We start from the raw sequence: 21,072 nt of genomic DNA, 5'->3' as shown, positions 1-21,072 counted from the left end.
TTAGATTAATCCTTCTTTCTTCATTGTTTCTTCTATTGTATTGATTGCTTCTTCTGCATCACTACCATCTGTATAGATAACTATATCAGCATCTTTTCCTACTCCAAGACTCATAACACCCATAATAGATTTTAAATTAACTTTACGTCCTTTAAATTCTAATTCTATAGTTGATTCAAACTTAGATGCTGCTTGTACCAAAAGTGTAGCAGGTCTTGCGTGAATTCCCGTTTCATCTATTATTTTGTATTCTCTTTTTAACATAATGTTATCTCCTTTAATATTTAAATATTGTACATTGTTATAATATCATATGAATTTTATATTTACAAGTATTTTATAGTGATTTCATAACTATCAAACACTATTTGTTGTCGCTTTCTTTCCAATTATCACTTTATTATAATATAGTTATGAAAATTTAATATGAAAACAAATTATACTATACTGTTACCGTAATTAATATAAATAATAATTCATTTTATTAAATCATTCAAAAAATATTTACAATAATTCACTTCCTGTTTTCAATAAAGACTTGTATTTTTCATAGTTTTTGTGTTTCAAATTATATTCTTTAGCGTTTTGATTAACCTCTTTAAAATCAATACCTTGATCTTTTGCCGCAAATACACAACCACAGTAGCATTGTCTGTAAATATTGTAGTCTTCACACATTTCAATCGAGCGATTATAACCATTATTTTTCTTGAAATCAGAAGGTAAATAAAAAACTTCTATTTTTTCTTGTAATTCATAGCCACTTTCATTAATTACCTGAGCATTTTTTTTAGGACTTAGAGTTAAGGCTGACGCAAAATAATCATATCCTAATTTAAAAGCTTTTTTAGCTGCAGAGTCAAGACGCATTTCATAACAAATATGACATCTTTCCCCTCCCTCTCTTTCGTCTTCATAACCTTTTACAGCTTTAATAAATTTATTAGGGTTATACTCATCTGCTATAAACTTAATTTTTGAATTGTTTCGTTTATTAAACTCATCAATAAAATCTTTTTGAACTAACATTCTCTTTATATATTCTTCTTTAGGATGAATATTTGAATTTGAGAAAAAAATAGTTAAATCACTTACTTCTGTTAAATATTCTAAAACATAAGTACTACATGGAGCACAGCAAGAATGTATTAGTAATTTTGGCCTTATCTCTTGTTTTTTCCATTCTTTTATTAGTTCTTTTAAAACATTATCATAATTTATTTTTTGATTCTTATGCCGAGTATTTATAAAATTTTTACTGTCTATCATTCACTTCTCCTATCTATTGTGATTTATATTCTATTCCAAGATGATTATATGCTTTAGCTGTAGCTTTTCTTCCTCTAGGAGTTCTTTCTATAAATCCTTCTTTAACTAAATAAGGTTCGTAAACATCTTCTATAGTTATGCTCTCCTCTCCTATAGTTATAGCTATAGTTTCTAATCCAACAGCTCTTCCTTCATATCTTTTAACCAAACATTCTAGTATTTTATAGTCAATATTATCTAGACCACTAGAATCTACTTGTAATAAATCAAGTGAAGATATAGATATTTCTTCATTTATAAGTCCTTCATTTTTGACTTGAGCAAAATCTCTCACTCTTTTCAAAAGTCTATTAGCTATTCTAGGTGTTCCCCTAGAACGCATAGCTATTTGATACGTACTGCTTTCATCAATATAACATCCATAGATATCAGCACTTCTTGCCAAAATAGTCTGCAAATCCTTTATATCATAAAATTCTAAACGACAATGTACTCCAAATCTATCTCGAAGCGGGGCTGTTAATGCTCCAGCTCTAGTAGTAGCACCTATCAAAGTAAATGGAGGCAAATCTATTCGTACACTTCTTGATTCTTCTCCTTTTCCTATAACTATATCAAGATAGAAATCTTCCATTGCAGAATATAGTATTTCTTCTATAGATCTACTTATTCTATGAATTTCATCAATAAACAAGACATCTCCTGGTTCTAAACTTGTTAAAATAGTTGCTAAATCTCCTGATTTCTCTATTGCTGGACCAGAAGTATATCTTATATTAACATTCATTTCGTTAGCAATTATAGTAGCAAGGGTTGTTTTCCCAAGACCAGGTGGTCCGTAAATTAAACAATGATCTAATACCTCATTTCTCATTTTTGCCGCTTCTATAAATACTTTTAAATTATCTTTTATTTGCTCTTGACCTATATATTGATTTAAGTATTGTGGACGTAATCTTTGTTCTTGAGGTTCTTCATTAATGCCTTGAATGTTTGATAATAACCTTTCTTTCATAATACCTCCATATCCATTTTATTATCTAGTTAATAACTTTAGTCCAATCTTAACATATTCATCTGCTTTTGTATAATTGTAGCTTATTAATTGCTTTTCTATTTTTGTTATCTCTTTTTTAGTAAATCCTAGTGCTTCTAATGCCAAAATAGCATCTTCTAGAACTGGATTATTCCCTTTGTTCACATTATCACTGTTAGAAATAAAGTCAATTTTCCCTTGTAAATCAAGTATTATTTGTTGAGCAGATTTCTTTCCGATTCCAGGAAACTTAGTCATATAATTAACGTCCGAACTATTTATAGCTTCTATAATCTCTTCACTACTTGCACTAGCTAAAATTGCTAAGGCACTCTTAGGACCGACACCCTTTACTTTAAGAAGCAATAAAAATACTTTTTTCTGATCTTTTGTTTTGAATCCAAATAAAGTATTAGAATCTTCCCTAACTTGCTGACTAATATAAACAGTAATCTCCTCATCTGTATTATAGTCATAAGGATTTGCTACAATTAACTCATAACCTATTCCATTATTATCCAAAACTATATTATTAGGATTTATCTCCTTAACATATCCTTTTATATATGCGTACATATAATCTCCTTACATCTAATAATTTAAAATTTATAATAATATAAATTATTTCTCAGTTAAATTACTGGAAAATAGATAAATTTCAAACAAATTTATTTTTCTCCAATTAAACTTAACATATGACTAGAAGGATCTACTACTTCTATATTTTTAGTTAATTTTCCAGTCAAATTATCTAATATATACGGAAAATGAGTACATCCTAGTATAACCTTTTCTATCTCTAAACTATTAATATATTTAGCTAAAACATTAAAGTTGAATTTTTCGGAAATTAAAATAGGATCTAATCCTAATTCAATATCTTTAACCATATCAAGAAGAGTAATTCCTATGATATTAATATTTTCATTAGCTTCAAACATTACTTTCTCTATTCCAGATAATCCTTGAGCATTAGCAGTAAGTATTACTACATTTTTTACATTTTTAGCTAAATTTTTATAAACGTGAAGTGGAGTTACAATGTTAATATCATACTTTTTAGCTAATTTATCAAAATCTACAGCAGCACTCAAAGAGTTACAATATACAAAAAGATTTCTACAATCTTTTCCTTTTAAATGTTCTATATGCTCACTAATAATTTTTTCTTTATATTCTTCACTAGATATTTGAAATAATGTTTGCTCGCTAGGAGTTTTCGTATTTTCAATAACTTCCAAATTAGTATAATTATTTTTTTTTAGAATATTAACTCCCATCATTGTATCTTTCTTTGTGCCAGCTAGTACACCTATTTTCATAATATCACTCCTATCTAAAAATACTAGAATTTTTTCTTAGGATGTTTATCAATAATATCAGAATTATTACTTAAAGTATTTTTACCTTTTTCGGTTAATGAATAACCTAATACTTTTATATATTTTGATAATTCGTCTTCAGAGAAGTTATCCTTAATGTATGTATAAACATCTTCTTTTTTCATTTTTGAGATACCTACTACCTTATTATCTTTTAAAAATTTTTTCAAATTTGTAATTGTGGTATGTTGCAGGGAATCTTTAATACTATCAATTTTTATATACCCCTCTTTTATTAGTATCTCTAAGTTATTAGGTGCATCTATTCCATAGCTATACTCAAAATATTTTGGATACATTCCTGGTTTTATACTCTCTGTTGTAAAAGTTCCAAAATTTACTCTCCACATAAGAATAACATCACCTGCTACTAAGCCTTCTTTAGTTCTCTGCATATTTCTTTTAGGAACTAATTTACTTTTTGAGAGTTCAACTTCTTCAAGCCACTCTTTTAAATCTCTATCCTTTGAAATAAATGGCATTACTTCATAATCTTTATAATAATTTTTAATTTTCTCTTCTAATACTTTCAAATTGTTATCTCCTTAATCAAATTGCTTTGCTAATTCATGTATACTTTTTACTGGTCCAATACTATCACTATGACTTAAAATAGACTTTTCATACCAAACTACATCGTACCATTTATTAAATTTATACCCTACCTTATGAAAATGTGCTACTTTTTCATAACCATGACTTTTATGGAAAATTTCACTTTGTTCATTTGGATAAGTAATACATGATGTTATATTTACAATGTTTTGCTCACATAATATCTTTTCTAACTTATTGTACAATAATTTACCAATACCTAAACCTACGTTTTCTTTGTCAACATATATTGATAACTCTACTGTGTGATCGTAGGCTTCACGATTTTTAAAAGTATTAACATAAGCATATCCAACTATAGTATCATTCTTTTGAGCTACCAAAAAAGGAAATTTTGATATTATCTTATTTATACGTTTTTTAAACTCCTCAATAGTAGGTGCCTTATAATCAAATGTTACAACTGTATTATCTACATAGTACGTATAAATATTTAGTAATTGCTCTGCATCTGATTCTAGTGCAAAACGTAATTTAATATTTTTCATTATACACCTCTACGAAAATTTTATTTAATTATATCATAAAAATTAAAAATTAAATAACTTTCTATTTATAAATATAATCGTTTATATAGTCATTCAGTAAAAATAAAAAGATTTTACATAAGTAAAACCTTTTTATTTATAAACTATTTTATATTTACAATTAATTTATCTTTGTAATCAAGAACTATTGTTGAATTATCTTCAACACCTTCTTTAATAATCTCTACAGCTAATGCATTTTCTATATGACTTTGGATAAATCTTTTTAGTGGTCTTGCTCCAAATTTCATATCATAACCTCCTGTAGCTATCCAATTAACTATATTATCAGTATAGCTAAGGTTGATATTTTGTTTTTGTAACCTTAGTACTAATTCTGTTAACAATTTTTTAGTTATTTCTTTAATGTTATTTTCTGTTAAAGGTTTAAATATTATAATGTCATCCATACGATTCAATATTTCGGGTTTAAAGTACCCATAAAGCTGATTAATTACATTTTCTCTAGTTTTTTCTGTAATTTCTCCATTTTTTGCTTCTTCTAATAAATTAATTGAACCTATATTTGAAGTCATTATTATAATCGTATTTTTGAAATCAACAATATTTCCTTTAGAATCTGTTAAAGTTCCTTCATCTAATAATTGCAATAGAATATTAAATACATCTGTATGTGCTTTTTCTACCTCATCTAATAAAATTATACTATAAGGATTTCTTCTAACATTTTCTGTTAATTGCCCTCCTTCTTCATAACCTATATAACCTGGAGGAGCTCCTATTAATCTGCTAACAGAATGTTTTTCCATATATTCACTCATATCTATTCTAATAATATTCTTTTCATCATCAAATAAGTTAAGTGCTAAAGCTTTAGCTAATTCTGTTTTCCCTACTCCTGTTGGCCCTAAGAATAAAAAGCTTCCTATAGGTCTACTAGGATCTGAAATACCTGCTCTTGAACGAAGTATAGCATTAGTAACACTGTCAACAGCTTCATCTTGTCCTATTACTTTTTTATGTAATGTTGAAGATAAATTTAATAATTTTTCTTTCTCTGTTTCTACTAATCTTGTAACTGGAATACCTGTTATTTGGCTAACAATATAACCTATTTCATCTTCTGTAACTTCTTGTTTTAACAATTTATATTCATCATCTTTAGAATTCTCTTCAACTTCTGTTAGCTCTAATTCTAGTTTTGGAAGTACAGAATATTTTAATTCTGATGCTAATTCCAAATCGTAATTATTTTCTGCTCTTTCTAACTCTAATTTTTTACTATCTATATCTGATCTAAGTTTATTTATTTTTGATATTTTTTCTTTTTCTTTATCTACTTGTAACTTAAGACGAGATTGATCTTCTCTTAAAACAGATAATTCTTCAATAATATTATTTAAACGTTTTTTTGATATTTCATCTGTTTCAGATTTCAATGCGTTTTCTTCTATTTCTAGTTGCATAACCTTTCTATTTATAGCATCTAACTCTTCTGGATTAGAAGAATTTTCTGTTTTTATTGTAGCACACGCTTGATCTATTAAATCTATAGCTTTATCCGGTAGATATCTGTCTGTTATATAGCGATTAGAAAGTTCCGAAGCATCTACTATCGCTCTATCAGAAATTTTCACACCGTGATAAACTTCAAATCTTTCTTTCAATCCTCTCAAAATATAAATTGTATCCTCTACTGTAGGTTCTTTTACTAAAACTTTTTGGAATCTTCTTTCTAGTGCAGAATCTTTTTCTATATAATTTCTATATTCATTTAATGTTGTTGCTCCTATACAATGTAACTCGCCTCTAGCAAGCATAGGTTTTAGTATATTACCTGCATCCATGGCCCCATCTGTTTTCCCCGCACCTACTAACATATGAATTTCATCTATAAATAAGATTATATTTCCGTCTTTTTCCTTAATTTCTTTTAAAACGGCTCTTAATCTTTCTTCAAACTCACCTCTATATTTTGCTCCAGCAACTAAGCTAGTTAAATCAAGTTCAAAAATTGTTTTATTTTTTAAATCATCTGGAACATCTCCTCTCACTATTCTTTGAGCTAATGCTTCCACTATAGCTGTTTTCCCTACACCTGGTTCTCCTATTAGAACTGGATTATTTTTAGTTTTTCTTGATAAAATTCGTATTACATTTCTAATTTCATAATCTCTGCCTATAACAGGATCTAGTTTTCCTAATTTTACCTCTTCTATTAAATCTCTCCCGTACTTTTCAAGTACTTCATAGCTATTTTCTGGATTTTCATTCATAACTTTTTTACCTCCTCTAATATCATCAATTACCTTTGTTAATTTTTCTAAAGTTGTTACCTTGTCCAAGTTTCTTTTTACAATACTATTAGTAACATAACTTGCTAATAACAAATGTTCGCATGATATAAAATTATCTTCATATTTATTTTTTAATTTATCTGCTTCCTGCATTAATTTATTAGCATCGTTACTTATATAATTTCCATAACTTACATTATCTCCAATTACAGCATTTATTTTCTTAAATTCTTGCTCTAATTCTAATAAAAGTTGTTTTTTATTTACACTAACTCTACCTAAAATATCACTGTATAGATTAACATTTTTAGTAGCTTCATATATAATCATTTCACTTGTTATACTTTGACTTTTTAATTCTATTGCCTTTGTTTGTGCTTTGGCTAAAATATCTTTTAAACTATTAGTTAAACTATTTATATCCATAATTAACCTCCAAATAATAGTCAAATTTATTTGACCTTTTTTGACTATAATGATATTATACACCCTTTGACCAAATTTGACAATAACTTTTTCAAAAAAATTTTACTTTAAGTAGAAAAAATGATAGAATAACTGTTTAGAAAATATAAAGGAATAATATTATGAATTTTATAATAAATGACAATTATCCAACTTTACGCGAATATCTAGCAAAATTTTTATTATTATCAAAAAAAAATATCCATACATTGAATATGTCCAAAAATTGTATATTTATAAATAATAAAAATGTTAATTTATATGAACGAGTTTATAAAGGAGATATTTTAAATATTACAATTGACTTAGCTAAATCTAACTATCTATATAACGATAAAATAAAAATTGATGTTGAGTATGAAGATGAATTTATTCTTATAGCATCTAAACCATTTGGTATGAAAACTCATCCTAATGACATTAATTCTGAAAATAATACACTAGTAAACTACCTAATTAAAGACTATGAATATTTAGAACCAATACATAGACTAGACGTAGATACTTTTGGTTTAGTTATATTTGCTAAAACTCCTCTTATTAAATCAAAACTTGATAATGACTTAGAAAATAAAAGGATCAAAAGATATTACAATGCTATAGTAAAAAATAGTATTTCTCCACAAAAAATAACTACAAAAATAGGAAGACATAGCGTTGAAAAAAATAAAATGGCAGTTACCAACAACGGAAAAATAGCGATAACTAATATTCTCACTTCTAATAAAACAAAAAATAATCTTTATAAAGTTGAAATTTCTCTAGAAACTGGAAGAACTCATCAAATAAGAGTTCATTTAGCATACTTAAACAATCCTATAATAGGAGATAAACTTTATTCAAAAGATTATATTAATTATACACATATGTATTTAGGAGCTTTAAAAGTTGAATTTAATCACCCTATCATTCAGAAGAAAATTATCATAAAATCTAAATATGAAAATTTATTTTTGAATATATAAAATTACCGTACTATATAAGTATATAGTACGGTAATTTGTTTGATAATTATATATTAAAATTTTAATCTAGTAGCAATAATTAGTGCTATAAATGCTATTGCAGATGATACAAAAAATACCAAGCTAGTACTAATATCCCATATAAAACCAACAACATACATTCCTAAAAATGCACTTAACTGAAATCCTACTGCACTGTATAAATTTTGCATGTCCAAAGTTTTATCCGAAGTAAATTTACTATTAAGTAATAAAATAAAAGCTATTTGCGCAAGAGCAAAAGTTAATGCATGTAATGTTTGCATAAAAACAAAAACATAAACATTTTTAAATACAGCTAAAATTAACCATCTAAAAGTAGCAACAAAACAAGCTATAAGTAAGAATTTTTTTGCACTAATATTTTTAGGTAATTTATTAGAAAATACAAAAAATAATATTTCTGATATTACCGAAATACTTACTATAAATCCTGTTAACCATTTTAAAGATATATTAAAACTCTCAAGATACAAAACATTATAATTATTATAAGCAGCGTGGCTAAGCTGTAAAAAGAAAAATACTAAAATTAATAAAATAGCATCTATATCATTTTTCATCCATAAAAATTGTTTTGATTCTTTCTTAACTTCTCCACTATATAAATCTACAGTATTCAACATATAAGGTGCAGGTATTAATGTAAATATAAAATAAATGAATACTAAACTAGCTAAAACATAAAAAATATAACTATTACTAATATATCCTAAAACCCCACCTACAATTATACCTACAATCATAAAACTAATAGAACCAAAAACCCTAACTTGCCCATAATCAACATTTCCTTCTTTCAGAAACAATGATGATGTAGTTTCTGTAAGTGGCGTAAGACTAAAATAAGTTATTCCAAACAAAAAAGTAACAAAAAATAAATTAATCTTATTATCAACGAATCCATACATCAAAACACTTATAAAACCTGAAAATCCAATTATTTTATACGATAAATGTAGACCAAATTTCTTGATTAATGCAGTACTGAGAAATATACCACTAATAAACCTAGCTAAATAAATCATAGAAAAAACTGCACTAGCTTCTAAAACAGACAAATCTTTTATAGTAGTTAAGTAAACTATCCAATATTGAAAAAACACTCCTTGCACAGCATACTGTAAAAAGTAATTTAATGCTAACCATTTTTTTGCTTCCATAATAATTATCCCCTTAAAAAATTTGTTACGCTAAATAAACTTGCACAAATAAAACTATAAAATTCATTAAAATATGCGCCAGTATGGGTGTAAGTATTCTACCTGTAATTTTATACAATATACTAAATACAATAGACATAACAACATAAACTATCATAACAGGAGAAAAACCATCGTGTGGCAAGGAAAATATAATACCGGTAACTAAGGCAGCTAACGTAAATCTTATATAATCACTTTTAGTTTCTACAATATCATAAACATAACCAAATATTGCTTTCCTAAAAACTAACTCTTCTAATATTGGAGCAAATACTATAGCATAAACTGAATATAGCGGAACTGATTTTACGATTTGTGATATAGTAGACGTATTTTGACTACCTGTCTCAATACCAAATATAACGGATATTAATTTCAAACTAATCCCTAACATCATTTGTAACATCATCATAGCTAAAAAACCTATAATTCCGTACATAATTGTTCTTATTATTCCATGTTTATTAGTCATATTCTCGATACTATTAATTTTATACTTACTAGTAAATACTAAAATTACTATCGTTGCTAATAAACAGCTAGATAACATAACGATTATTCTTGAATTTATACTAGTAAGATTAATGAATTCTAATATAACTTTTGGTAAAAAAATAGTAAATAATATATATATTGATACTACAAAAATACTTTTCCAAAATTGACCTTTTTTCAAAGATATATTCATTCTTAAACCTCCAAACTTTATATTACATCATTATACCATAATTTAAAATAAAAGAGACCTTTGATTTATAAAAAATAAATACAAGCCTCTGATAAATCAAAGGCTTGTATTTTTATCTTTTTTGATATGCTAGAGAATATAAACCTGCTACCATTACTAGACCACCTAGTAAATTACCTATCCATACAAAAAGCATATTTTCTGCAAAGTGTAAATATGTAATATGTGCTCCTGCAAACATTGCTGCTGGTATAACAAACATATTAGCTACCACGTGTTGAAATCCTATCGCTACAAAAGTCATAACTGGAAACCAAGCTCCCAAAATTTTACCTGTTACATCTTTTGCAGAAAATGATAACCAAGCTCCCATACTTACTAACCAGTTACATCCTACACCAGACACAATCATCTGAAGTGGAGTTGCATTTACTTTAGCTTCTGCGGTATGAATAGTTTTTTCTAAAACTACTCCTTCTGTAAGTCCAACTATGTGGCCAAAGAAATAAGCTACAAAAACTGCACCAACTACATTCATAAGTGTTATAATAACATAATTTTTTAAAAGTTTTTGTATATCAATTTTTTTAGATAAATACGCTGAACCTACTGCCATCATATTACTAGTAATAAGTTCTCCTCCACCTACTAAAATACATGCAAGCCCTACAGGGAAAACTGCTGCCCCTATAAAAGCACCAAAACCTCCCCACTCATGAGGAAACGTTCCTGCTATTCTTATGTAAGCTAAATAACCCACACTAATAAATGCTCCACCTAAGAATCCTAAAGCTATCATATATAGCCATCCTGCATTTGCTTTAGCTTCTCCTTTTTTAGCGGAATATTCATATATTTCTTGAGGTTCTAAATAAAGTTTAGACATATATATTACTCCTTAATTAATATTATAGTAACTATTATACAACAATCAAATATATTTTTGCAAGAGTGTAATGTAACAAAAAAACTTATGCAAGTTTATTACATAAGTTTTTATTATCTTAATTATTCTAAAGAAAATTAATACCTTATTAAGTATTATAAAATTAATAATATTTGCAAAACTTTTCTATAACATAAATAATAAATATAGAATAATTATTCTTTTATTTTCTCTAAGTTTAAACTAGATTTAGCATTTAATGTCAATGGATCTGTAAAAATTTTATTTTTATAATAATAATATCCTACTGCTCCCATCATAGCAGCATTGTCACTACAATACTCCATACTAGGTATTAATAATTCAACATTTAATTTATCTGCTAAGGCACTAGCTCGTTCACGTAATTCTCTATTCCCTGCTACTCCTCCTGCTAAAATTAATTGATTTATATTAAAATTAACTAAAGCCTTCTCTGTTTTTGTTAATAAAATATCTACCACAGCTTTTTGAAAACTTGTAGCTAAATTTTCATTTATTATCTCTTCTCCTCTTTGCTTAGAATTATGAATAATATTTATGACTGCTGATTTCATACCAGAAAAACTAAAATTATAATCATCACTATCTATCATCGCTCTAGGAATATTATAACTATCTTGTCCTAATTTAGCCAATTTATCTATTTTAGGTCCTCCTGGATATGCTAAATTTAATTGTCTTGCTACTTTATCATAGGCTTCTCCTACTGCATCATCTAAAGTGTTACCTATAATTTTAAATTTTAATTCATCTTCTATAAGAACTAATTCAGTGTGCCCACCACTAACTACCAAAGCTAATGATGGATAATTTATATTGCTTTCAATATCAGTAGCGTAAATATGTCCCGCTATATGATGAGCCGCTATTAAAGGTTTATCCAAGGTATAGCTTAATGTTTTAGCAACATTAACTCCTACCAACAAGGAACCTACAAGTCCAGGACCTTGGGTTACACATATAGCATCTATATCGTCTAAAGAAACATTAGCTGTTTCTAGACTTTGGTCTACTATTTGTAAAATAACTTCTATATGTTGTCTACTAGCTATCTCTGGTACTACTCCACCATACTTTTTATGTGTTTCTATCTGACTACTTATAATATTAGATAATACTCTTTTTCCATTTTCTACAACAGCTACACTAGTTTCATCACAACTAGTCTCTATAGCTAGAATTTTTATATTTTTCATAGATTAAAACTCCCTTACCATAACATAAGCTGTTTCTCCATTATTTTGATAATAATTTTCTCTACGACCTGACACATCAAATCCTGCTTTCACATATACCTTATAAGCTATTTTATTACTTTCTCTAACTTCAATTATAGCTCTTTTAGCATTTTTTGTTCTATAAAGTTCCATTATATATACGAGAAATAATTGTCCTATTTTTTTATTTTGATGTGGTTTATCTATAACTATCTTATTTATTTGATATTCATCTAATACATACCATCCACCACAAAATCCTAAAATTTCATCATCATTAAAAATAGCGTAATATTCTGCATTTTTATGTTCTAATTCATTTTTCAACATTTCTTTTGACCAAGGATCATCAAAATTATTATGATCTATTTCTGATAATTTATCTAAATGCTCTACTCCTACTTTATTAATTTTTATCATTTATTAAATTCCTCTCTGCTTCTGTAAGTCTTAAATAATTAGGGACTGCAGTAAAGCTATCTACTTCTTCTGAAAAATTTTTTACGAATAAATAATCTGCTGCATCAATATCTTTTATAAATACTTTATAATCTACTTCTACATCATTATACTCAAAATTATCACTATTAGTTACAAAATTAACAGCTTTATTTTCTTTATTAATATAATCTATTACTTCTTTAAATGCGTAATATCCTTCCTTTAATATCTCTTCATCTCCTAAATAAATAGCGCTATAAACATTTCCACGTCTACCATCAAACAAAGGAACAGTTAAAACATTTTTATCACAATTTGCAGAAAATAATCTCAAAGAAGATATTGTTTTTATTGGTATTTTTAGCACATAAGATAATGTTTTTGCTATTGATAAAACCACTCTAAGTGCTGTATATGATCCTGGACCACCGGTTACAATTATCTCTGTTATATCATTTTTTTTTATACTAGCATTATCAAGACAGTTGTCTACTTCTTTTAATATTATTTCTGATAAATTCCTATAACATTTTATACTACTTTTTGATAAAATTTTATCCTCTTTTATGCAACATATTGATAAATTATTATTTGAGCCATCTATAACTAAACTTACCATAAATTTATAAGCTCTCTTTCTATATTATTGTATTTTTCTCCCTCAGATATTATTTCAACAGTTCTTATATCATTATCATAACTTATTGTAAAATTTATCTTATCATTAGGTAAAAAATCCGAAATAAACTCTGACCATTCAATAACACAAATTGAATCTTCATAAAATATGTCTTCAAAGCCTAAATCTTCTTCGTTATCTTCTAATCTATATGCATCAATATGATAAAACATAGTATCTATTGCTTCATATTCTTTCAAAATATTAAAAGTAGGTGAATTAACTACCTCTGTAACACCTAAATATTTAGCAAAAAATTTAGTAAATGTAGTCTTACCTGCTCCTAAATTCCCATTCAAAGTTAAAATAAAATTTTTTGTTACTAGTTTTGCTAATACTTCTGCTAAACGTCGTGTATCTTCTAAATTTTTGAGTACAATTGTAGACATATAAAACCTCTATATTTCTTTAATTAATAATAATATAATACATTATTTATAATTCAAATGCAATATTTTGATTATAGCAATTAAGTAATAGTAAATTTAAAAATTTTATGATATTATTAGATAATCATAAGGAGGAATTTATGAATAAAAAATTATATTCTATATTAACCACTATTTTTACAATAGCAATAATTATATTTGTATATCTTTATGGTGGTAATTTATTTAATAGTACAAAATCTAATACAATAACTATAAATGGTATACAAGTAACTGGGGATACAACAAGGTATCCTGTACAATTTGTTAGAAAAATAGACGGAGATACTATAAAAGTAAAATTTAATAATCAAGATCTTACAGTAAGATACTTATTGGTAGATACACCTGAGACAGTTAAAGCTAATACAGAAGTACAACCTTACGGGCCAGAAGCTAGTGATTTAAATGAAAAAATATTAAAAAATGCTAAAAAAGTAGAAATAGAATTCGATGTGTACGAAAAGAAAGATAAATACGATAGAGCTTTAGCTTATGTTTACGCAGATGGAAAAAGTGTTCAAGAACAATTACTTAAAGAAGGATTAGCAGAAATAAAATATGTTAAAGAGCCTGATACACGTTATCTAAATAATTTTAAAAAGGCTCAAAACGAAGCTAAATCCAATAAAAAGAATTTATGGAGTAACTAAAATAAAAGAATTAGATTAGAATTTCTAATCTAATTCTTTTTTGCAATCTTCATAGCAAAAACAATCTATAAAATGATCATTAATAATACCTATTGCTTGCAAATAACTATAAATAACTGTACTACCTACAAAAGAAAATCCTCTTTTCTTCATATCTTTACTAATTTTATCTGATAATGATGATTTCCCTACTAAATCACTAGAATTTCTATTTTCATTATTGATTTTTTTATATTCTACAAAGCTCCATATGTAATTATAAAAAGTTTCAAATTCTTTTTGAACTTCAATAAAAGCTAACGCATTTTTTCTAATAGCATAAATTTTTAATTTATTTCTAATTATACCTTCATTTTCTCTCTGTTTTTCTAGAAATTCATCACTATATTTTGCACATAAATTATAATCAAAATTATCAAATGTTTTTAAATAATTTTCTCTTTTTTTTAATATTATATACCAACTTAGTCCTGCTTGCATACATTCTAACATAAGTAATTCAAATAATTTTTGTTCAGATGTTACTATTCTTCCCCATTCATTATCATGATATTCTATCAATAAATTATTACTTGCCCAACTACATCTATTTAATTTCTTCATACATTATCCTTAATTTATAGATGGTTTTATTTCTTTTACTAATTTAATAAGTCGTTTAAGAGAATACTTATCTCCTTTATCAACTTCAATTACTAAAGTATCTTTAACCATAATTCTTATATCATTACTACTAGATAATATTTCAAATAATAATTTTCCATTCAGATTATCCAAAACTTCTTTTTCAAATGTAATAATGACCTTATTTGCTAGCTCTTTAACACTATTTACTAAAATACTTAGTGAGTTAATTTTCAGTATAGTTAAATCTAGTAAATTCTCTACTTCTAAACCAAAATCCGAGAATCTATCTATCAATTCCTCCGTAATTATGGCTACATCTTCTTCTGTTTTTGCATTATTTATTTCTTTATAAAAATATATTTTATCTGCATCATTGTTGATGTAATCTTTAGGAATAAAAGCATCAATATGCAATTTTATATCAATTAAATTATCTTCCACATCAAAAATATCATATGTTACATCTCTAGTTTTTTCTTTTATAACTTGCTCATAGTACGCTATATCTTGTGTTTTATCTTCTTTAATTAAAGGTTCTAATATTTCTTTTTTCTCTGCTAATTCTTTTTCCAACATTTGTGAATACAATGTATATCCTACAGAATCAATAAATCCATGTTGTCTCCCACCTAAAACATCTCCAGAGCCTCTTATAGATAAATCTTGCATAGCTATTTTAAAACCACTTCCCAAAGAAGTAAAATCTTTTATAGCAGTAAGTCTTTTCTCAGAAGAATCTGTTAAAACTTTGAAAGGTTTATACATAAAATATGCATAGGCTTCTCTACTACTTCTTCCTACCCTACCTCTTATTTGATAAAGTTGACTTAAGCCAAACTTATCTGCATCTTCTATTATCAATGTATTAACATTAGAAATATCTATACCTGTTTCTATAATAGTTGTTGTTATAAGCATATCATATTCTTTATTTATAACATCTATCATTATATTTTCTAGCTCTTTTTGTGTCATTCTACCATGGGCATATGCTATATTTACTTCTGGTAATAATTTTTTTAATTCTAAATATTTTTCTTCTATAGTCTCTACACGGTTATAGACATAAAACACTTGCCCTTGTCTATCAACCTCTTTTAGAACCGCTTCTCTTATTACATTTGGATTTTCACTCATAACAAAAGTTTGTATAGGCTGTCTATCTCTAGGTGGAGTTTCTATAACTGATAAATCTCTTATCCCTATTAAACTCATATGTAACGATCTAGGTATAGGAGTAGCACTTAAAGTCAGAACATCAATCATATTTTTTAAATGTTTTATTTTTTCTTTATGCTTAACACCAAATCTTTGTTCTTCATCTATAATTAATAACCCTAAATCCTTATATTTAAATTTATCATTAAGCAGTTTATGTGTTCCTATAATAATATCTATTTTTCCTGATTCTAAATCATTAACTATTCTTGATATTTCTTTTGAAGTATTAAATCTACTAACTACTTCTATGTTAACTGGAAAATTGCTAAAACGTTCTTTAAAATTGTTGTAATGTTGTTCTGATAATAATGTAGTAGGTACTAATACGGCAACTTGCTTACTATCCACTACAGCTTTAAAAGCTACTCTCATTGCAACTTCAGTTTTACCAAATCCTACATCTCCACATAATAATCTATCCATTGGACGATTTTTTTCCATATCTTTCTTTATTTCTGAAGTTACTTTTTCTTGATCTTCTGTTGCAGTAAATAAAAAGTCTTGCTCAAACTCTTTTTGCATAATTCCATCTTCACTAAAAGCATACCCTACATTAAGTTCTCTTTTTATATATAATTTTATTAATTCTTCAGAAATATCTTCTATTTCTCTGCGAACTTTATTTCTAACTTGTTGCCATTTTTTAGTACCTAATTTATTTAATTTAGGCTTTCTATTATCTGTTGAAGACATATACTTTTGAATATATTTCATATTTTCTATATCAACGTATATAACATCTCCACCTTCATAAACTATTTTTAGAAAATCTTTATATACACCTGAAACTGCAATATTTTCTATTCCTTCATATATTCCTATACCGTGATGTATGTGTACTATATAATCTCCTATATTCAAATCTTGATAATTTCTTATTTTTTCTGAATTAGAATTTTTAAAGGATTTACGTTTTTTTCTACGCTTAGCATCTTTAAATATTTCAAGAGGAGTTATTAAAATGAATTTCTTTAGTTTACTTTCAAAACCCTTTAAATTATATTTAGTTTCTTCAATGTGAATTTTCCCGTGATGTATCCCTACATAAACATCATCATACAAGTTGTAATCAAAAAGAATTTTTTCAAGATAATCACGTTGTTTTTTTGAACTAACAGTAATAACTATTTCATAATCTTCAATAACCTTGTTTTTCAACTCTTTGGCTAATTGTTCTTCACTAGAATAAAATGATAAATCAGTAATATTAATATTAACTGAAGAGTCAATAAACTTTTCTGTACTTTTTAATATAGATAAATAATATTTCTTATTAATTATATTTTGTAATTTTTCAAATGCTTCATTATCAATCACATTTTGAAATATGTAATGATGATTAATTTCTCCTAGGTTAACTGTAAAATAATCTTTAAGTTCCGTTATTTTAGCATTAATTTTGGTGTAGTTATCAAATATTATAACTGAATCATTAGGTAAATAATCTACTATACTATAAGGATTATCGTAAATATAATTAGAGAAGCTAGTCAACTCATCAAAAATATTACTATCCCTATACAGCTTGATTTTATTTTTTAAATAATTTTCTATTTCTTTATAATTACTAAAATTTTTAAAATTTTGTTTAGTTAGCTCTTCCTCTAACTTAAATACTATATAATCTTTTTCTTTAACACTTAAGAAAAAATCATCGGTAGGATATATATCAACATTATCTATTTTTTCTAATGATTTTTGACTAATAGTATCAAAAATTCTTATAGTATCCAATTCTTCATCAAAATAGTCTAAACGAATAGGATATTTATTCAATGGACTATAAAAATCTATAATTCCTCCTCTTTTTGAATATTCTCCTATATTTTCTACACTATCAACTAATGTATACCCCATATCTAGTAAGCATTTAGAAAAATCACTAAAATTTATATAGTTGTCTAGAGATATATTAATACTATAGTTTTTAAAATCTTTTGGACTTTTTAAAGTTCTATATAAGGTAGCAGTAGGAATAATAAGAATCATTTTTTTCTTATTTACTAAATTATTCAAAATCTCAAGAGATAATTGTTCAAGATCATTACTTTTATTTGTAAATCTTTTTAAAATATCTATTTCTGGATAAATATAAACATCATCTTCAAACGTTAATAAATCTTGAGATAAAGTTTCTGCTGTTTTTTTATTATCAACAATAACTACTGTCGTTTTTTCACTTTTTCTAAAAATATTAACTATAGAAAGCACCTTAGTTGTAATATTATTAGAATAAAATTCAATATTTTTATAATTTTTGTCATTGTAATCTACAATATCAAATAATTTTTTTAATAGCATAATTCTCCTAATTATATTTATTCATTAATTCAGCAAATGAAAAAGTTGCAAAATCTTTTATACAATCAGTAGATTTCTTGTAAATCTTTTCAATTTCACTTAACTCATCATTAGTAAACCTACCTAACACATAATCTGCAACTTTCATACCATTGGTAGGCCTATCTATTCCAATTTTTAATCTATTAAATTTATCTGTCCCTAAATGGTTTATAGTACTTTTTATTCCATTATGCCCCCCGCTACTTCCTCTATTACGCAATCTAAAATTAGCAGTTTTCGTGTCTAAATCATCATAAATTATTAGAACATCTTCTAATTCTAAATCAAAATAATCATAAAATTTTCTTATGGCTTCTCCTGATAAATTCATATATGTTGTTGGCTTTACTAATAAATACTTTATTCCATTAACATATCCTATACTATAATCTGCATTAAATTTATTTTTGTCAAAATAAAAATTATTTTCTTCTGCAAATTTATCTACTAACATAAATCCTATGTTATGTCTAGTATTTGCATATTGCTTACCTGGATTACCAAGTCCAACTATCATTTTCATAAAAAAGCTCCTAACTTTATTTTTATAAAATTTAAAAGGCAACTTTTTCGGTTGCCTTAATAATTTATATTATTCAAATAATACACTAACTGGTTCGTTATTATGAATTTTATCTATTGCTTGACCTATTAACTCACCTACACAAAGTGGTTTCATTTTGTCAAGTTTTTTCTCATCTGGTATATCGATTGTATTAGCATATACTAATTCTTTTATAGGTGATTTTTCTATTCTCTCAATAGCTGGACCACTTAGTACTGCATGAGAGCAACTAGCATAAACTTCTTTCGCACCTTTTTCCATAAGTGCTGCGGCTGCAAGTGTTATAGTTCCTGCTGTATCAATTATATCATCAATTAAAATGCAACTTTTTCCTTCAACGTTCCCTACTATATTCATAACTTCTGCTACATTAGGCTTAGGTCTACGTTTATCTATAATTGCAATAGGGGCATTTAGTCTGTCCGCTAATTTTCTAGCACGTGTAACCCCCCCATGATCAGGAGAAACGACGACAACGTCATCTAAATTAGGTAATTTTTCTTTAAAATATTTTGCAATAATAGGTACTGCCATTAAATGATCTACAGGTATATCAAAGAATCCTTGAATTTGTAAAGCATGAAGATCAAGTGCAACTACTCTATCTGCTCCAGCTGTTTCCAAAAGATTGGCAACTAATTTAGCAGTGATAGGCTCTCTACTTCTAGCTTTTCTGTCTTGACGAGCATATCCATAGTAAGGAATTACTACGTTTATTGTATCTACAGAAGCTCGTTTCAGAGCATCTATCATTATTAATAAAGTCATTAAACTTTCATTTACAGGGCTACTAGTAGATTGAATGACAAAAACTTCACTTCCTCGTACACTTTCTTCAATGTTTATAGATACTTCTCCATCACTAAATTTTTTAACACTACATTTGCTAAGTTCTATCCCTAAATATTCTGCAATTTTTTTTGCCAATGGTATGTTTGCATCTAGCGAAAAAAGCATCAACGGTTTTTCTTCATTATACATTTTGTTTCTCCTCTATATATAAATAATTAATAATACGTACTTTATTAATTTTATCACAAATTACTTGCTATTTCTAGATTTTTATAGTATTTTTTATCGATTTCTTTTCCTATAATTTAAATATATAAACTAAAGTCAAAATATAAAACAAAAATAAAATACGATGCTAAATTATAACATCGTATTTTTTATAACTAATTATATTTTATTAAAATTTCTTTTAAAGCATCTTTAGGTCTAAATCCTGATAATTCTTCAAGAACTTCTCCATCTTTCATTACTAATAAAGTTGGAATTGACATAACACCATACTCAGAAGCGGCTTCTTGATGAGAATCAACATTTATTTTACAAAATTCTATATTTTGTAATTCTCCATCTAATTCTTCTAATACAGGTGCTAACATTTTACATGGTCCACACCATGGTGCCCAAAAATCAAATAATGTTACTGAGCTTTTTTTTGATAATTCATAAAATTCTTTATCTGTAATTTCTCTCATTTATATTCTCCTTAATTTTTGTTGTTTATATATTACT

22 protein-coding genes are annotated in these 21,072 nt (G+C 26.4%); 2 read left to right on the top strand and 20 right to left on the bottom strand.

What is annotated here, in order from left to right:
- The 8 genes from HZY83_RS04340 to HZY83_RS04305 all read right to left on the bottom strand — a co-directional run bounded on the left by HZY83_RS04340 (position 1) and on the right by HZY83_RS04305 (position 7,513).
- A complete protein-coding gene (locus tag HZY83_RS04340; protein WP_179942845.1) occupies positions 1-264 on the bottom strand; it encodes a phosphocarrier protein HPr in 264 nt (87 codons plus the stop codon).
- A gap of 240 nt (positions 265-504) precedes the next feature.
- Positions 505-1,269 carry an epoxyqueuosine reductase QueH gene (locus HZY83_RS04335; protein WP_179942844.1) on the bottom strand — a complete coding sequence of 255 codons (765 nt, stop codon included), beginning with the start codon at positions 1,267-1,269 and terminating at the stop codon, positions 505-507.
- A 13-nt stretch (positions 1,270-1,282) separates the two neighbouring features.
- On the bottom strand, positions 1,283-2,284 hold the full coding sequence (ruvB, locus tag HZY83_RS04330; protein WP_179942843.1) for a Holliday junction branch migration DNA helicase RuvB: 1,002 nt from the start codon (positions 2,282-2,284) through the stop codon (positions 1,283-1,285).
- A gap of 21 nt (positions 2,285-2,305) precedes the next feature.
- Positions 2,306-2,881 (bottom strand): Holliday junction branch migration protein RuvA, encoded by a 576-nt coding sequence (ruvA, locus tag HZY83_RS04325; RefSeq protein WP_179942842.1) that lies wholly within the window; start codon positions 2,879-2,881, stop codon positions 2,306-2,308.
- Positions 2,882-2,973: 92 nt separating this feature from the next.
- Complete coding sequence (locus HZY83_RS04320; protein ID WP_179942841.1) at positions 2,974-3,627, bottom strand: aspartate/glutamate racemase family protein; 654 nt, start codon at positions 3,625-3,627, stop codon at positions 2,974-2,976.
- A 23-nt stretch (positions 3,628-3,650) separates the two neighbouring features.
- Positions 3,651-4,220: a hypothetical protein gene (locus tag HZY83_RS04315; RefSeq protein WP_218925335.1), complete on the bottom strand. Its 570-nt coding sequence runs from the start codon at positions 4,218-4,220 to the stop codon at positions 3,651-3,653.
- A 12-nt stretch (positions 4,221-4,232) separates the two neighbouring features.
- Entirely contained in the window at positions 4,233-4,790 is a 558-nt protein-coding gene (locus tag HZY83_RS04310) for a GNAT family N-acetyltransferase (protein WP_218925334.1), read from the bottom strand.
- Positions 4,791-4,933: 143 nt separating this feature from the next.
- Positions 4,934-7,513 (bottom strand): ATP-dependent Clp protease ATP-binding subunit, encoded by a 2,580-nt coding sequence (locus tag HZY83_RS04305; protein ID WP_179942840.1) that lies wholly within the window; start codon positions 7,511-7,513, stop codon positions 4,934-4,936.
- 161 nt (positions 7,514-7,674) lie between these two features.
- On the opposite strand from HZY83_RS04305, the gene HZY83_RS04300 reads away from it, so the two are divergent.
- Positions 7,675-8,517, top strand: coding sequence for an RluA family pseudouridine synthase (locus tag HZY83_RS04300; protein ID WP_179942839.1), 843 nt, complete (start codon positions 7,675-7,677; stop codon positions 8,515-8,517).
- Positions 8,518-8,570: 53 nt separating this feature from the next.
- Here HZY83_RS04300 and HZY83_RS04295 read toward each other — a convergent pair whose 3' ends face one another.
- The 7 genes from HZY83_RS04295 to tsaE all read right to left on the bottom strand — a co-directional run bounded on the left by HZY83_RS04295 (position 8,571) and on the right by tsaE (position 14,103).
- Complete coding sequence (locus HZY83_RS04295) at positions 8,571-9,719, bottom strand: MFS transporter (protein WP_179942838.1); 1,149 nt, start codon at positions 9,717-9,719, stop codon at positions 8,571-8,573.
- Positions 9,720-9,744: 25 nt separating this feature from the next.
- On the bottom strand, positions 9,745-10,449 hold the full coding sequence (locus HZY83_RS04290; RefSeq protein WP_179942837.1) for a CPBP family intramembrane glutamic endopeptidase: 705 nt from the start codon (positions 10,447-10,449) through the stop codon (positions 9,745-9,747).
- Positions 10,450-10,561: 112 nt separating this feature from the next.
- Positions 10,562-11,335: a formate/nitrite transporter family protein gene (locus HZY83_RS04285; RefSeq protein WP_179942836.1), complete on the bottom strand. Its 774-nt coding sequence runs from the start codon at positions 11,333-11,335 to the stop codon at positions 10,562-10,564.
- A gap of 215 nt (positions 11,336-11,550) precedes the next feature.
- A complete protein-coding gene (tsaD, locus tag HZY83_RS04280; protein ID WP_179942835.1) occupies positions 11,551-12,573 on the bottom strand; it encodes a tRNA (adenosine(37)-N6)-threonylcarbamoyltransferase complex transferase subunit TsaD in 1,023 nt (340 codons plus the stop codon).
- A gap of 3 nt (positions 12,574-12,576) precedes the next feature.
- Positions 12,577-13,014, bottom strand: a complete 438-nt coding sequence (gene rimI, locus HZY83_RS04275) for a ribosomal protein S18-alanine N-acetyltransferase (protein ID WP_179942834.1) — start codon at positions 13,012-13,014, stop codon at positions 12,577-12,579.
- Complete coding sequence (gene tsaB, locus HZY83_RS04270; protein ID WP_179942833.1) at positions 13,001-13,654, bottom strand: tRNA (adenosine(37)-N6)-threonylcarbamoyltransferase complex dimerization subunit type 1 TsaB; 654 nt, start codon at positions 13,652-13,654, stop codon at positions 13,001-13,003. Before tsaB ends, rimI begins: the two co-directional genes overlap by 14 nt.
- Positions 13,648-14,103 (bottom strand): tRNA (adenosine(37)-N6)-threonylcarbamoyltransferase complex ATPase subunit type 1 TsaE, encoded by a 456-nt coding sequence (gene tsaE / locus HZY83_RS04265; RefSeq protein WP_179942832.1) that lies wholly within the window; start codon positions 14,101-14,103, stop codon positions 13,648-13,650. The genes tsaB and tsaE overlap by 7 nt, the downstream gene beginning before the upstream one ends.
- A 140-nt stretch (positions 14,104-14,243) precedes the next feature.
- Here tsaE and HZY83_RS04260 point away from each other — a divergent pair, with 140 nt between their 5' ends.
- The gene (locus HZY83_RS04260) at positions 14,244-14,795 is read left to right on the top strand and encodes a thermonuclease family protein (protein ID WP_179942831.1); all 552 of its coding nucleotides are present in this window, start codon (positions 14,244-14,246) and stop codon (positions 14,793-14,795) included.
- A 24-nt stretch (positions 14,796-14,819) separates the two neighbouring features.
- Here the strand turns inward: HZY83_RS04260 and HZY83_RS04255 are convergent, their stop codons facing one another.
- From HZY83_RS04255 to trxA, 5 genes are all read right to left on the bottom strand, one after another.
- Positions 14,820-15,398: a DNA-3-methyladenine glycosylase I gene (locus HZY83_RS04255; RefSeq protein ID WP_179942830.1), complete on the bottom strand. Its 579-nt coding sequence runs from the start codon at positions 15,396-15,398 to the stop codon at positions 14,820-14,822.
- Positions 15,399-15,407: 9 nt separating this feature from the next.
- Positions 15,408-18,944: a transcription-repair coupling factor gene (gene mfd, locus HZY83_RS04250; RefSeq protein WP_179942829.1), complete on the bottom strand. Its 3,537-nt coding sequence runs from the start codon at positions 18,942-18,944 to the stop codon at positions 15,408-15,410.
- Between the two features lie 7 nt (positions 18,945-18,951).
- Positions 18,952-19,509, bottom strand: a complete 558-nt coding sequence (gene pth, locus HZY83_RS04245; RefSeq protein WP_179942828.1) for an aminoacyl-tRNA hydrolase — start codon at positions 19,507-19,509, stop codon at positions 18,952-18,954.
- Positions 19,510-19,578: 69 nt separating this feature from the next.
- Positions 19,579-20,532 (bottom strand): ribose-phosphate diphosphokinase, encoded by a 954-nt coding sequence (locus tag HZY83_RS04240; RefSeq protein ID WP_179942827.1) that lies wholly within the window; start codon positions 20,530-20,532, stop codon positions 19,579-19,581.
- Positions 20,533-20,726: 194 nt separating this feature from the next.
- On the bottom strand, positions 20,727-21,035 hold the full coding sequence (gene trxA / locus HZY83_RS04235) for a thioredoxin (protein WP_179942826.1): 309 nt from the start codon (positions 21,033-21,035) through the stop codon (positions 20,727-20,729).
- Between the last annotated feature and the right edge of the window lie 37 nt (positions 21,036-21,072).

Source organism: Gemella sp. GH3, from assembly GCF_013415425.1.
GTDB lineage: Bacteria > Bacillota > Bacilli > Staphylococcales > Gemellaceae > Gemelliphila.
Note: the sequence above shows the minus strand (reverse complement) of the source record. Positions and strands in the feature narration are given on the sequence as shown.